General features: G+C 42.8%; 14 protein-coding genes. 4 read left to right on the forward strand and 10 right to left on the reverse strand.

The window, feature by feature from the left end; all coding sequences use genetic code 11:
• Positions 1–20 precede the first annotated feature (20 nt).
• On the forward strand, positions 21–179 hold the full coding sequence (locus Q0058_RS05215; RefSeq protein WP_298221687.1) for a hypothetical protein: 159 nt from the start codon (positions 21–23) through the stop codon (positions 177–179).
• Positions 180–227: 48 nt separating this feature from the next.
• Here Q0058_RS05215 and glgB read toward each other — a convergent pair whose 3' ends face one another.
• The 6 genes from glgB to Q0058_RS05245 all read right to left on the reverse strand — a co-directional run bounded on the left by glgB (position 228) and on the right by Q0058_RS05245 (position 9,446).
• A complete protein-coding gene (gene glgB / locus Q0058_RS05220) occupies positions 228–2,132 on the reverse strand; it encodes a 1,4-alpha-glucan branching protein GlgB (protein WP_298221688.1) in 1,905 nt (634 codons plus the stop codon).
• A gap of 68 nt (positions 2,133–2,200) precedes the next feature.
• Entirely contained in the window at positions 2,201–2,863 is a 663-nt protein-coding gene (locus tag Q0058_RS05225) for a hypothetical protein (protein WP_298221689.1), read from the reverse strand.
• Between the two features lie 21 nt (positions 2,864–2,884).
• Positions 2,885–4,423 carry a T9SS type A sorting domain-containing protein gene (locus tag Q0058_RS05230; RefSeq protein ID WP_298221690.1) on the reverse strand — a complete coding sequence of 513 codons (1,539 nt, stop codon included), beginning with the start codon at positions 4,421–4,423 and terminating at the stop codon, positions 2,885–2,887.
• Between the two features lie 116 nt (positions 4,424–4,539).
• On the reverse strand, positions 4,540–5,871 hold the full coding sequence (locus tag Q0058_RS05235; RefSeq protein WP_298221691.1) for an APC family permease: 1,332 nt from the start codon (positions 5,869–5,871) through the stop codon (positions 4,540–4,542).
• A 1-nt stretch (position 5,872) separates the two neighbouring features.
• Positions 5,873–7,510, reverse strand: a complete 1,638-nt coding sequence (locus tag Q0058_RS05240; RefSeq protein ID WP_298221692.1) for a phosphotransferase — start codon at positions 7,508–7,510, stop codon at positions 5,873–5,875.
• A 1-nt stretch (position 7,511) separates the two neighbouring features.
• The gene (locus Q0058_RS05245; protein ID WP_298221693.1) at positions 7,512–9,446 is read right to left on the reverse strand and encodes an alpha-1,4-glucan--maltose-1-phosphate maltosyltransferase; all 1,935 of its coding nucleotides are present in this window, start codon (positions 9,444–9,446) and stop codon (positions 7,512–7,514) included.
• Between the two features lie 74 nt (positions 9,447–9,520).
• Here Q0058_RS05245 and Q0058_RS05250 point away from each other — a divergent pair, with 74 nt between their 5' ends.
• The 3 genes from Q0058_RS05250 to nth all read left to right on the forward strand — a co-directional run bounded on the left by Q0058_RS05250 (position 9,521) and on the right by nth (position 11,580).
• A complete protein-coding gene (locus tag Q0058_RS05250) occupies positions 9,521–10,384 on the forward strand; it encodes an alpha/beta hydrolase (RefSeq protein WP_298221694.1) in 864 nt (287 codons plus the stop codon).
• Positions 10,381–10,770 carry a peptide-methionine (R)-S-oxide reductase MsrB gene (gene msrB / locus Q0058_RS05255; protein WP_298221695.1) on the forward strand — a complete coding sequence of 130 codons (390 nt, stop codon included), beginning with the start codon at positions 10,381–10,383 and terminating at the stop codon, positions 10,768–10,770. The genes Q0058_RS05250 and msrB overlap by 4 nt, the downstream gene beginning before the upstream one ends.
• Positions 10,771–10,938: 168 nt before the next feature.
• Positions 10,939–11,580, forward strand: a complete 642-nt coding sequence (gene nth / locus Q0058_RS05260) for an endonuclease III (protein WP_298221696.1) — start codon at positions 10,939–10,941, stop codon at positions 11,578–11,580.
• A 13-nt stretch (positions 11,581–11,593) separates the two neighbouring features.
• On the opposite strand, the gene Q0058_RS05265 is transcribed toward nth, so the two are convergent.
• The 4 genes from Q0058_RS05265 to Q0058_RS05280 all read right to left on the reverse strand — a co-directional run bounded on the left by Q0058_RS05265 (position 11,594) and on the right by Q0058_RS05280 (position 14,438).
• Positions 11,594–12,094, reverse strand: coding sequence for an acyl-CoA thioesterase (locus tag Q0058_RS05265; RefSeq protein ID WP_298221697.1), 501 nt, complete (start codon positions 12,092–12,094; stop codon positions 11,594–11,596).
• A 2-nt stretch (positions 12,095–12,096) separates the two neighbouring features.
• Positions 12,097–12,984: a hypothetical protein gene (locus tag Q0058_RS05270; protein ID WP_298221698.1), complete on the reverse strand. Its 888-nt coding sequence runs from the start codon at positions 12,982–12,984 to the stop codon at positions 12,097–12,099.
• 60 nt (positions 12,985–13,044) lie between these two features.
• Positions 13,045–13,635 (reverse strand): TetR/AcrR family transcriptional regulator, encoded by a 591-nt coding sequence (locus tag Q0058_RS05275; RefSeq protein WP_298221699.1) that lies wholly within the window; start codon positions 13,633–13,635, stop codon positions 13,045–13,047.
• A gap of 245 nt (positions 13,636–13,880) precedes the next feature.
• Positions 13,881–14,438, reverse strand: a complete 558-nt coding sequence (locus Q0058_RS05280) for a fibrobacter succinogenes major paralogous domain-containing protein (protein ID WP_298221700.1) — start codon at positions 14,436–14,438, stop codon at positions 13,881–13,883.
• Between the last annotated feature and the right edge of the window lie 168 nt (positions 14,439–14,606).

The raw sequence follows: 14,606 nt of genomic DNA on the forward strand, positions 1-14,606 counted from the left end.
AAATCTTAAACCTTATTATTATGAATGCAAATCCAAACCTAAAAGTCGTTCACCGACTGCTGATTGAAAAACCGCACCACGATCCGGCTTTTGAAGACACGGAACTTCACGTACTACATTCAAAAGAATCTGTTGACATTCAGGACAATTACGATTACTATCCCGATTTCGGAATTTGATAAAATCATAAAGGATTAAGTTTTTATCCTAATCCTTTATGATATCTGTTATCCTATTTTAAACACCACAACGCTCAGCGGTGGCAATACTAATGCTGCTGAAAATTCGCGTCCATTCCAAGGTTCTGCTTCAATTTTGATGGCTTTCGGGTTCGATACGCCGCTGCCGCCATATTGGGTTTCGTCGCTGTTGAAAATCTGGGTGAGCTTGCCTTTTTTCGGCAAACCGATTCTGTAATTTTCTCTGACCACTGGCGTGAAATTACAGACTACAATCAAATCTTCTTTCGGGTTGTTTCCTTTCCGGATGTACGACATCACGGCGTTCTGATGGTCGGAATAATTGATCCATTCGAAACCTTCGGGAGAAAATTGTTTTTCGTGCAAGGCCGGGTTTGATTTGTATAAAGCGTTCAAATCGGTAATGAGTTTTTTGATGCCTTTGTGGTAATCGAACTGCAACAAATGCCAGTCGAGGCTGCTTTCGAAATTCCATTCACCGCTTTGTCCGAACTCGGCGCCCATAAACAAAAGTTTGGTTCCCGGATGCGAGAACATATAACCGTAAAGCAATCTTAGGTTCGCGAATTTCTGCCATTCATCTCCTGGCATTCTTCCCGCGATGGATTTCTTGCCATAAACAACTTCATCGTGCGACAACGGCAACATGAAGTTTTCCGAAAACGCATAAGTCATCGAAAACGTCAAATCGTTCTGATGGTATTTTCTGTAAACTGGTTCTTTCTGGAAGTATTGTAAAGTATCGTGCATCCAGCCCATCATCCATTTCATGCCGAAGCCCAAACCACCCGCAAAGGTTGGTCGCGACACCATAGGGAACGAAGTGCTTTCTTCTGCAATCGTCTGCACGCCTTCAAAATTGGAATAGACAGCTTCGTTGAAATCTTTTAAGAAACTGATCGTGTCGAGGTTTTCGCGTCCGCCAAAAATGTTCGGTTCCCATTCGCCATCTTTTCTCGAATAATCAAGATACAACATCGAAGCCACCGCATCTACGCGTAGTCCGTCAGCGTGGTATTGCTGCAACCAGAAAATCGCATTGCTGATCAGAAACGAGCGCACTTCATTGCGTCCGTAATTGAACACTAGACTTTTCCAATCGGGATGATAGCCTTTTCTTCGGTCGGGATGTTCGTATAAATTGGAACCATCGAAGAAACCTAGTCCGTGAGCGTCATCTGGGAAATGCGACGGCACCCAATCGAGAATGACTCCAATTCCGGCTTGGTGCAGTTTGTCTACGAGCAACATAAAATCCTGCGGTTTTCCGAAACGCGAGGTTGGCGCGAAATAGCCTACGAGCTGGTAACCCCACGACGGATCGTAAGGGAATTCCATAATCGGCATGAATTCGACATGCGTGAAACCGGTTTCTTTGACGTAATTGACCAGTTGGTCGGCTAGCTCAACATAAGTTAGGAATTTACCTTCCGCATTGCGGCGCCAAGAACCTAAATGCACTTCATAAACGGAATAAGCTTTGTCGAGCCCATTGGAATCTTTTCGGGATTTCATCCATTTGTCATCTTTCCATTTGTATTCTAAATCCCAAATGATCGAAGCGGTGTGTGGCGGATGTTCGCAGTATAAAGCAAACGGATCGGCTTTTTCAGTGATGATGCCGCCGTTGTTCGATTGGATTTTGTATTTGTAGGTCGATCCTTTTTCAACACCCGGAATGAATCCTTCCCAAATGCCTGAAGCGTCCCAGCGCACGTGAAGTTGGTGTTCGCCCTGGATCCAGTAATTGAAATCGCCGACCACGGAAACCGATCTTGCCGACGGCGCCCAGACTGCGAAATAAACGCCTTTGACACCGTCCACTTCGGTGAGGTGCGCGCCTAGTTTTTCGTATAACCGGAAATGTTTTCCGGCTTTGAATAAGCTGATGTCGAAATCGGTGAATAAGGAATAAGGTTGTACTTTGCTCATGGTTTTATTTTTTGAACGCAGATGACACGAATGGCCAGCGCGGATTTAAACGGATTTTAATGGTTGTTTTATTTTTTGACTTCTTTAAAATTTTCTTCGCCGACTTTCCATTTGACATACTCGATGGCAACATTCATAATTTCTGCGTAAGTATAGGTCTTGTTTTCGATTTTTTTGGCGAGCGCAGGATAGTCTGAGAAATATTGGGGCGCCGCGTGTATGAACACCGAATTGGGGTTGACTTGGCCCTGCATCACTGAGGACAACAAAGTGGCTGCGGGTTCGCCATCCCTTTTGGCGTAGAAATCGGTGGTGTTATACATAGAAGCTGCTGCTCCTGCGCCGTATGCAACTTTCCATGGTAGGCGATAATACATAATCAATGGGCTCGGAGCGGGCATGATTACCATCATAAACATGGGTTTGGCAGCGATATCCTTGCGATTGTTTTTGTAATATGGTACGTTTTCATAAGTAATTAGTGCGCCGTCTGGATTGGTTATGGTAAACGCTTTCACATCTCCACTGGCAAGGGTTTCTTCGTTTCCATCGTCGAGAATGAGTGTTATTTTTTTCTCGGGATCGAATTTGTTATTGACGCTTCCTTTTTTGATTTGCCCGTCATTCATAGTTATCGTTATTGGAATCAGATCTTTTGCTGATGAAATATTGACAGCATTGACATTGGCAAAAAACAATAAATAGATTAAAGAGTAGACTGCGTTTTTCATATTGTTGAAATGGTTTTATGATTAGTCTTTTATGAATTTTTGCGTGGTGGTTTTTCCTTGGGATAGTATTTGGATAAAATACATTCCTTGCGGTAAAAATAGCACATCGATTTCTGAAAGATTTCCCGATTGCTCGATTAGAATCTTACCTGTCAAATCAGAAACCGTTATTTTCTCTATGAATTCATTGTTTGGGTTTTGGATGTTAAGAAATTGGTTCGCCGGATTTGGAAATAACCTGAAAGCTTGATTATTAAATGTTTCTGTTGCTAATTTCGGATCCAGTTTAACCACCCATGAATCAAATGACCCATGATTTCCTGCCACATCACCATCTAATGAGGCGGCATAACCAACCGCAACACAACTCCCGTCTGCAGTAGGCTGTATGCTTTGAAGGATATCCATACTATAGCCGCCGACTGTTTTTTGCCATATGATGTCGGCCGAATCTGAAATTTCCACAATCCATCCATCCTGTGCCCCATGATTGAGTGATATGTCTCCGTCGGCGGACCAGGTTTGTCCTGCAAAAATATAATTGCCTTCAGTTATTTTTTGAATGCTGTAAGGACGATCATGATCTGTGCCTCCAAATGTCTTTTGCCATTGCAATGCACCGGTATCGGAAATTTTGAAAATCCATATATCTTCATAACCGTGATTCCCGGATACTTGAAAATCGTTGGATTCGGTAGAACCTGCTACAATGTAACCGTTATCGGAAGTCTGCTGAATATCATATGCATAATCATCTGCGGTTCCTCCAAATCCTTTTTTCCACACGATTGTACCAGTTGGGGATAGTTTGGTTACGCAGCAATCAAAATCTCCATAGGCAGCCGATCCGTCGGCGTGAACAGAGTTTGTATATCCCACTGTCACATACCCGCCATCTGCTGTTTGCCGGATATTGTAGAGTCTGTCGCCAGCAACGCCTCCCAAAGCTTTTTGCCATTCAATAATTCCCGCAGCAGAGATTTTGACCACCCAAGCTGCTGTATTTCCGATATATGTTGGAATGTCACCGCTGATGGACCACGAATAACCTGCAAAAACATAGCCTCCGTCAGTCGTCTGTTGGATGCTACTAATCCATTCATCGGCCGTTCCTCCGAATGCCCTTTGCCATTCAATAGCACCTGATGAAGAAAGTTTTACTACCCAGGCATCAAATTGCCCATGATTTCCAATAACATCGCCATCGTTTGATGTGGTATAACCTGCCACGATATAACCGCCATCTGTTGTTTGTTGAATACTATAAATACCATCTTCAGCTGAACCCCCGAGCGTTTTTTGCCATTCCAGATCACCCGAATTCGACAGTTTGACTACCCAAGCATCACTATAACCACCGTGGTTCCCGATAATATCACCGTCGTACGATTTGGTATTACCCACCAAAATGTAACCTTCATCTGCAGTTTGCAGAATACTATAGGCTTCCTCAGCATTGGTGCCGCCTAATGCTTTTGTCCATTGTATCCCGGGAGCTTGGGCTTGGGCCGCCGACATTATAGTCGAAAGTACTGTAATCAATAGTAGTAATTTTTTCATCTCAATGTTTTTAAACCTGATTTCCATTTAATCGATAACCCTAGCCCCGATGGCAACGACATCCTTTTGTTCTGGGGTTCAGAACAAAAGATATAGTGGACAGCGGGAACCAGCTCCTAATCAAAAGTATCATTATTATTGGGTTTTACAAACATTTTATACGCCGGATATGACACGGCAATAATTCCTATGATAATGAAAAGGCTCAGCAAGTCACTCAAGGCAAACGCCACAAACAAAGCCATAGTGACAATCAAGGCAAGATAACTCGTAAAAGGATAACCGAAAGTTCTGTAAGGGCGCGGAAAATCAGGTTTTGTGTTGCGCAATCGGATCAGCGAGGCAAAAGCGAATCCGGTCACGAGTGTCATCATGATTGTCGCGAGTCCGAAAAGTTGCTCGAAGGAACTGTAAACCGTCAGCACTAATGCAAAAACGTAACAGATTAACAACGAATAATAAGGTGTGCCGCCTTTATTAACGACAGTGCTTTGCTTCATGAAAAAACCATCTCGGCCTAAACCGAACAATATTCTCGAAGGAATCAGCATATAAGCGTTGAGAATACTCACGAGCGAGAAAATCGCAACCGCCGTCATCAAAGTGCCGCTCCAGCCGCCGAACGCAATATTTGCAGCATCGGAAGCCGCCAGTGGTGATTTTGCAATGGTTTCAACAGGCAAAACATATAGAATAGCGCCATTGATCAAAATGTATAACACCGCAATCATGGACGCGCCAAGCAGATAAGATTTTGGAATGTTTTTGTTGGGATTGCTGTCTTCTTCGGCGAAAAACGAGACTGACATCCAGCCGTCGTAAGTGCCCATGATGAGTTGCAAGGCTTTGAAAATACCGAGCAGCAATCCGCCGGTGATTATGGTTTCTTGGGCGGGAATTTGAGTTGTTGGTTTGAACAAAAAACAGCCGATAATCAGAATCAAAAACAAAACGACTTTGATCGCGCTGGTTACTTTTTGGATGAAACTTCCCGTGGCAATGCCGGGCAAATTGATGGCCGTAAAAAAGGTTAGAAAAGCAACCGCAATTAGGGTTTTGCTTGTCGCCAATTCCGGAAACATCAGTATCGAATATTCGCTGAGCACGATACAGAAATACGCCGGAGCGATGGCATTAGTCAAGAAATCAAACCAACCATTGACAAAACCAAGATAATCTCCAAAAGCAATCTTGATGTAATTGTAAGCGCCGCCAGCTTTAGGAAACATCGTCGTCAATTCAGCGTAAGAACTCGCCGCGAGAATGATGTATAAACCAATCGCCACCCAACAAGTCATGATTAAAGCAGTATTGGGAATTAAGGTTGCAATGGTTCCCGGCGTGCGCAAGATGCCAACACCGATGGTACTTCCCACAACCACCGCAAGTCCGAAGACTACGCCTAAAACTTTGCGAAGCGGGTTGGTTTTCGGCGCGAGCTGTTCCATGTTAGAGGGTTTTGTTGAATTGCATGATGCTCGAAATTCCCGTTAATGGAATGACAGCCCAACGCGGACGTGAGTTGAGTTCGTAACCAAGCTCGTAGACTGCTTTTTCGAGGATGCAATATTTCAACAGAAAGTCAATTTCCTTGCGATAACCGATGTTGAGATTGCCGGCCTGAGCTACTTCAGTATAAGTTTGAAGAAACACGCCTACGAAATATTTGAATAAAATTTCCCCAGCCTGAAACAACTCTTTCTGCTCAAACGGATATTTGTCTTTGTTGTTGAAAATCGTCGCATAGATTGAATAATGGAACGAACGGAACATGCCAGCCACATCTTTCAGCGGCGGTTGTTTGACTTTTCGGTCACGGATTGTACTTTCGGGTTCGCCTTCAAAATCGAGGATGTAGAAATCGTCGCCGTTGACCAAAACTTGCCCCAAATGGTAATCGCCGTGGATACGGATGCGCTCGGATTTCATCTTCGTCCAGTCAAAATCTAGGAATAGTTTTCGGATTTCTTTTTTGTTGTCGAGGAATTCGTTGGCCAACTGAAGCGCCAAACCGTCGAGTTTGTGCAAGTTATTTTCGAGAATGTTGAGTCGGTTCTGGAACTGATATGTTAATCGGTTTTTAAGCCAAACCGTATAATCGCCGTTGTATGTCGTTGGCGTGAAAGCCGTATCGTGGATGTCGCCGCCAAGTGCAATGTGCATTTCAGCCGTGCGCGTCGCTAAAGTTTTGATGCGAAGAAAAATGCTCAATCCGGCCCAATCGATAATTTCATGTGGCACTTCGTTGATTTTCAACCGCTGGAACAATTCGATGTCGGGCAGTTTGCCAATCTTGATTTTCTTGGTTTTTAGGTTCTCGAAAATCCGATCGACTTCTTCTAACATAAATTGCCACGCATCGCCTTGGTTCGGCACAAGTTCCTGCATCATACCAAGAGTGATATTACCTTCTGAAAGCGCTACACTGATGCTTCCGGTGTAAGCCGGGGAACTCGGAAAATCCATGCGCTCGGTCAGGAAGCGGCTGATTTCGTAATCGGGATTGGTGCTGATGTAAATCCGGCGGAATATTTTTAATACTTGGGTTTCATTGTAAATAATCGAAGTATTGCTCTGCTCGACGCCCATAAATTTAGAAGACTTGTATTCTTTGTCCTCAAATTTTTCGCCTTTGTGGAATTTTACCTTTTCATTTTTCTCATTCGACGCATGGGCAATCTTATCAAAAATCAGTTTTCTGAAATCTTCCTGGTGCAACGCATCGACGAGAAAACCATGCTGTCCGTTCATTTTGACAGGCGCAATAATCGTGTTCGTATCGAGTTCTTCCTGCGCCATGAAAGCGATTGGCATGAAGTAATGCTGGTAAAACGCTTCCTTGAAATTGACTTCGAGCAAGACGCCGAAATAAGTGTTTTTCTTAGAAGTGATCTTGAAGAAATCGACGACTTCGATATATTTTAAGGTACTTGCCTTTCCGCCGTACCAACGTTTGTTGATGATGTAATTTTCTAAAATGTCTGAAGAGAATACTTTGACAAAATCGCTGTCCTCGAAAGCATTTTTCCAGTCTGTTTTGAATACGAAAGGATTTTGAAATCCGTCTTCATTGATTTTACTTTCCATCTTAACGTATGATTTTAAATAAATGGAACGGCAAGGCAGGCGAGAGTTCGACGAAATTCCATTCCTTGTCCCAATAGTAAGTATTTCCGGTAATCAGGTCTTCGACTTTCAAAGGCTGATTGCCTATTTCTTCAATTGGGATGCGAACCATAGCCTGCGCATTATTAAACGCATCGAGGCTCACGACCATTAATGTTTCATTATCGCGCGCATCATCAAATTTGTAATACGCCATGACTTGTTCGTTATTCATTTGGCAAAAAACAACATTATTCGTTTGTTGCAATGACGTTTGCTCGTTACGAATTGTATTGATTCTTGTAATTAAAGTAATCAACTTATTCTGAATGCTCCAATCCCAATGCTGGACTTCGTATTTTTCAGAATTGAGGTATTCCTCTTTTCCTGCTGCCATCGGTTCGCAAACACGATACTCGAAAACCGGTCCGTAAATCCCAACGCTGGAACTCAACGTTGCGGCAAGAAAGTACTTTTGCAGATACACCGATTCATTACCGCTTTGCAAAGAAAACGGATTGATATCAGGCGTATTCGGCCAGAAGTTCGGGCGGTAAAATTCTTTCTGTTCGGTTTGGGTAAGTTCGGTCACGTAATCGGTCAATTCCTTTTTGGAATCACGCCAGGTGAAATAAGTATACGATTGGCTGAAGCCTTGTTTGGCGAGTTCGTTCATGATTTTCGGACGTGTAAACGCTTCGGCCAAAAACAACACATCAGGATGTTTTTTCTTGATTTCGGCAATAAGCCAGCCCCAGAAATAAAACGGTTTGGTGTGCGGATTATCGACTCTGTAAACGCGGATGCCACATTCTTCAATCCAGAATAAGGCTACGTCGAGCAGTTCTTTCCAGAGGTTTTTCCAGTCGGTCGATTCGAAATAAATCGGTTGGATGTCCTGGTATTTTTTGGGTGGATTTTCGGCGTATTGCACGGTTCCGTCCGGACGCCACTTGAACCATTGCGGGAAATCTTTCACATACGGATGATCGGGCGCTGCCTGCAAAGCATAATCCATAGCGACTTCGATGCCTAGATCTTTTGCCTTTTTGACGAGCCTTTTGAAATCCTCAATAGTGCCCAAATCGGGATGTGTCGCTTTGTGCCCGCCATGTTTGGAACCGATGCCCCAAGGGGAACCGACATCGCCTTTTTGCGCATTAGTCGCGTTGTTTTTTCCTTTGCGGTTGACTTCACCAATAGGGTGGATCGGCGGAAAATACAAAGTATCAAAACCCATCGCAGCTACGCGTGGCAGCAATTTTTCGCAGTCTTTAAACGTTCCGTGCTGGCCTTCAATTTCAGAGGCGGAACGCGGAAAAAATTCGTACCAAGTACTGAACAAAGCCTTTTTACGATCGACATAAACCTGAAGTTCGTGCGATTTGTTTTCGATGTATAAGATGGGATATTTTTTAAAGATAGCCGTCAATTCGTGCGACATAGCGGCTTCAATGGCTTGGTCGTATTGTTTTTCTGAAGTGAAATACGACGCGACTTTTTTGAGGTATTCTTTTTCAGTGGCGTCGGCTAATTTCTGAACCGCTTTGACGTATTCGGCGCCTTCAAGCAGTTCCGATTTGACGTGTTGGTTATCCTGAATTTTTCTTTCTGTTCCGTGTTGCCAGTTCAGGGCGTAATCGACCCAACCTTCTACAAAATAAGTGTAAGTTCCTTGTTTATCGACGATAAATTCGGCGGTCCAGGCATCATTCTCCGTAGGTCGCATACGCACTTGCTGCCATTTCTTGTCTTTTTCATGTTTGTATTGGACTTGGCATTCGATAACGTCATGACCGTCTGAAAAAACATCCGCGGTGACAGTCACTTTTTGGTTGATAATTCGTTTGATGGCAAAGGCGCCACCGTCGAGTTGTGGCAATACATTTTCGATTACGATTCGGGTTTGACGCTGCATTTTAAGTTTATTTTATGACTTCTAAATTTAGTAAAAAATATAGAATACAATACCTTGCAGTAAAATTTATCGAAATGGCAAAGAAATCCGGAAAACCGAATCAAACATTGAAAATTCCTGAGATAATACTCATCACCGGTAAATTTTTGTCGTTTATTTCTACAAAATTGACGGTGTTATTTGCGGCCCGATTGTTCACCACCCCAATAAAATATAAGATTCCAAAACGCGAACTCGACATGGATGCCAGAAGCCGGCAGGAAATAATGCTTGTCCCAGAAATCAATAAGAATATTGTTTTGTATCATTTTGGGGAAAGTCCGAGGAAAATACTTTTGGTTCACGGCTGGTCCGGAAGAGGCACGCAACTCGTGAAGTTCGCGGAAGAATTAGTAAAGCTGGGCTATTCGACGATTAGTTTTGATGCTCCGGCACATGGAAAATCTCCGGGAAATACGACTTTAATGCCCGAATTCATCGCCAGCATTATCGAAATAGACAAACGATTTGGCCCGTTTGAAGCCGCTATCGGGCATTCGTTGGGTGGCATGTCTTTGTTGAATGCTATTAAAAGTGGGCTCAAGATCAACCGGCTTACCATTATCGGAAGTGGCGATATAGTGCAGGATATCATCAATGAATTTGTGCATAAACTCGAACTCGACCCAAAATACAATGACTTGCTTAGGCTACATTTTGAAAACAAACACGCGCTTTCGATGGATAGTTTTTCGGCTTATCACGCGGCTAAAATCATTGATATTCCTGTGTTGGTGATTCACGATGAAAACGACGATGAAGTTCCTGTAAGTTGTGCGCATCACATTCATCAAAATCTTAAAAATGGCGAACTGATGATTACCCAAAATCTCGGCCATCGCAAAATTCTGGGTGATGCGAAAGTCATCCAAAAAACGATTAATTTTATTACCTCATGAAATATCCTGTAGAAAAAACCGAAGACGAATGGAAAGCGCAACTTGGCTTGGAACGCTATAAAATTTTACGCCAGAAAGGAACGGAATTCCCGCATTCGGGGCAATACAATTTGCATTTTGAAAAAGGAACGTATTGCTGCGGCGCTTGTGGCGAACCTTTATTTGAAAGCAGTTCGAAGTTCGACGGGCATTGCGGCTGGCCATCGTTTGACGAATCAATTCCGGGAAAAGTGGAATATATCCGCGACACATCGCATGGCATGCTGCGGGTGGAAATCCTTTGTGCGAATTGTGGCAGCCATCTCGGACATGTGTTTGAGGACGGTCCGACGGAAACCGGACAACGGTATTGTGTGAATTCGCTGTCGGTTGATTTTAAAAAATAGTTTTTAATTTAACAGAAGTCGAGCCGTAATTTTCCTAATTTTATAATTCGTTCCTTTGAAATCTGAGCCCTAGCCCTGATAGCAGTGAAAATCCTTTTGCTTCGGGGTTCGAAGCAAAAGATTGTAACGGATAGCAGGTTCCCGGCTCCTAAAAAAAATAACAACGCAATGGATTTATTTATGCAAAATACCGATTGGGGCAAGGCGCTCAAGCCGCTCATCGCCCAGTATAAAGACAAGAAGCATCCCCTCGATTACCAGAATTTGTATCAATTGCTCATTATGGTGATTTTGTCTGCTCAGGATTCTGACGCGCACATTAATAAACTGGCACCTGCGTTGTTTGAAAAATACCCTGACTTAAAAGCGTTGGCCAAAGCGGAACCCGCCGATCTTGAACCTTTTATCGGAAAAGTCCGGAATTCAAACACCAAAACGGATTGGATCATCAACATCGCACGCGAACTCCAAGACGACAAAAACATTCCAACGACAATGACTGAACTTACAGCGCTTAAAGGTGTCGGCAGAAAATCGGCGAACGTGATCATGCGCGAAGCCGAAGTTAAAGCGGAAGGCATTATGTGTGATTTGCATGTTTTGCGTGTCGTTCCGAGATTAGGTATTTCACAAGCTAAAGACGGTACCAAAATGGAAAAGGATCTGATGGCGGCGATTCCGCAGGAACTCTGGGGCGAAGTCGGTATGGCGATCTCGTTTTTAGGAAGGGAAACTTGTAGACCTACGAATCCGAAACACATCGAATGCGTGATGAATAAGGTTTGTGCGTATTGTAAGGCACATTCTTAATGTTCAATAAAAGCTAGGCCGATTCCCTTTCTTTTAGTATCGGGCGCAATTCCTTAATTCTGTCTTGCAAACTTTTATGTTTGTCGACCGCAGTGTTTTCGATGCTTTTCGCCCATTCCATAAATTCGGGCGTATGCGGTTCCCTTTTTGCTGTTTTAGGATTGATTGGTGTGAATAGAGTGCGCATAATCGCTTTTAAATGTGTTTTCGTTTCGTTCATCATGATGAGTTCTACGCAAAGTTCATCAGGTTCGGCTGACAATAAGCTTGTTTCGATAGTCACCATTTCATCATAAACCGACGCTCGCAAATAGGCAATTTCATGACCGGTAACCACCCAAGCGAGGCCTTTCTGATAATACTCGACTAAGCTTAGTTTATAATGTTCTTTTAAATGATCTTCGCGCGCATTCATGAAATAATCGATATACCGCGCGTTGTTCAGATGGCCCAACAGGTCACAGTCGCTGAAGCGGATTTTATAAACGGAGTTCGGTGTTTTATTAATTTCCATGGCTATAGTTTTAAGGACAGGTCACTGTCGAGTTTGATGAAATGAATTTCGCCACTGAGCATGGCCGGCAAGATCAATTGATCGTTTTTGATGGTGAAATCTGCGGGGCCGGCGATGGGTTCAATCGATTTGATTTTCGTACAGTGGTTGTTGATCAGGTTGATGCCCATGATGACGCCTTTCTTTTCAAAGGCCACCCAATTGCTGAAATACAGTATGTCTTTGCTAATGAACAAGCCGTCGAAATAACCTTCGAGATTCGTGAGTTTTGTAAACGTGTTGTCTTTTAGATTGACGTAGCCCACGACGCCATTAGGCTGGTTGTCACTTCCGAAACCATTCACGTATAATCGACTCGCTTTTTTGTAGCAAAACAAACCGTTAATGCCTGCAATGGTAGTGTCGGTTTTAATTTCAATGTATGATTTGTCGGTTAAGTTGATTTTAAACAATTTGCTTTTATCGGTAGCCGAAACGAATAAAGTGGTGTCGTCCCAAACGGCGCTATCGTTTAAAAATGAAGTGTCTTTACTAAAATCGATTTCGTATAATTTGTTTCCGGAGTTTAAATCGATGGCGACAACCCTATCAATATCATTAAGAAAAAGAATGCCGTCATTGATCGACAGACCTTTCGGAGCATTGAGTTTTTCTTTTGCAAAAGAGGCATCGAGGATGTTTCCTTTTTTATCGAGCTTGATAATTTGCCCGTCACCATCTTTGGCGGTTGGATTTAATGCGTTACCGATATCAGCTGCGTATAAAAATTTTCCTTCAATTGCGATACTTTCCACATGGTGGAATCCTGTAATCGTTTTGGTCATTTGAGCCATGCCATTCCATGCTAAGAACACGCAAAATAAAAGTGAGCATTGATAATTTTTTTTCATGATTTTAAAATTAAGGTTTATATATAAAATACCGATTGGTATATTTTTATTCAAAATTTTTTATTTTCTAAGGTCGAGGATTAGTTGTTCGAGGAAGTCCATTGTGGCATTCAAAGGCGCGGTTTTTCCGGTGACTTTGACTTGCATGACACTGCCTTGAATCAGGGAGATCAGTACTGAAATAAATTCATTGGTATCAACATCGGGTCTGATTTCGTTATTCTCAATGCCTATTTTGATTCTGTACTCGAGTCTTTCACGCCAGAATTCCAAAGCCTTGGCCACTTTTGCTTTCAATAAAGGATGGGTATCATCCGATTCTACTGCGGTGTTGTTGATCGGGCAACCTTCATGCAAAATGGGATTTTTTAAAAAATTACGGTACGTTTCAGGGTAAACGAGCAACTTATCAATCGAAGAATCATGTTGATCCATTTTATTTTTTATATAAGAAATGACTTGCTTAAAATTATAATCAAATGCCAAGAGTGCGACTTCATCCTTATTCTCAAAATTGCCGTAAATGCTCCCTTTTGTGAGTCCGGTCGCCTCTGTCAAATCATTGATTGACGTTCCAGCATAGCCTTTTGCATTGAATACCGGCGCGGTTTTCTCGATGATAAACTGTTTCGTACGTTCTGCTTTCGACATTTTAAAAGATAATTTTGACGCTAATGTAAATAAAAATACCGAACGGTATATTGTTTGTTGGTGTTTTTTTTATTTTTTTGGGCGTGCCGGCGCAAGAACATCTGGCTTTAAAGGAACATCATTGCGCGCCGTCGGGCTTTCGCACTCGCTTTTTTCAGCGCCGTTACACGTCACTGAAAAAGAGCTCAGACAATCGCTCACCCGAGCTTAGCGAACTGACGAAGTAATCCCTCACGCAAAGTAATTTAATCCTTGATACAACGTACTGAAAAACCAGTACTTCTATTGCCAATGTATTTGTTAAAAAATTGATACTGGTATACCAATTCCCAACGATAAGTGTTAACAGTTCCAAAAGTTGACGTACTCCACCAGCACCCTTTTTCACGAATGTATTGAAACTCTCCCCAGATTCCTCGACTACCTCCTGGAAGAGCCGTAAAACCATTGATGTTGGTTGCTCCAGAATTTGGACTAAGCCAATGCGTGGTACCTACCTCTTTCATCTTACCTCCTGCAATCGATGATCCTCCCAAAAAGGTATTTAAGACATTCCATTCGTCATCATTAGGGATATGCCATCCTTCGGGAGTTAAACCCCGTGAATCGTTTACAGCATACCAATTGTAAAGCTTGCCATATTTGGCTCCATTGGCAGGGTCATTATTGTAATAACACCAAGCTCCGGTAGTGGCATATCTCCATTGTGTCATGTCGGTTATTTGCGGTATCGGATCGCCATTGCGATACTTACTCACATTCAAGTTTTTCGTCATCCAGATTTGGGTGCCAATCTGTACCATCGAATTATCAAATATAGGCTTGGTTGGCCTTAAAGACGTATCAGTTTGTGTTTTGGGTTTTGGTTTCTTCGTTAGAACATGAAGTTATCCCACTGGCTAAAACTAAGATTGACGCTATGGTGAAGTAGTATTTTTTCATGGCAGTGTTTTTATGGTTTTATAAAAGTA

The sequence above is a fragment of the Flavobacterium sp. genome (assembly GCF_027484705.1).
Taxonomy (GTDB): domain Bacteria; phylum Bacteroidota; class Bacteroidia; order Flavobacteriales; family Flavobacteriaceae; genus Flavobacterium.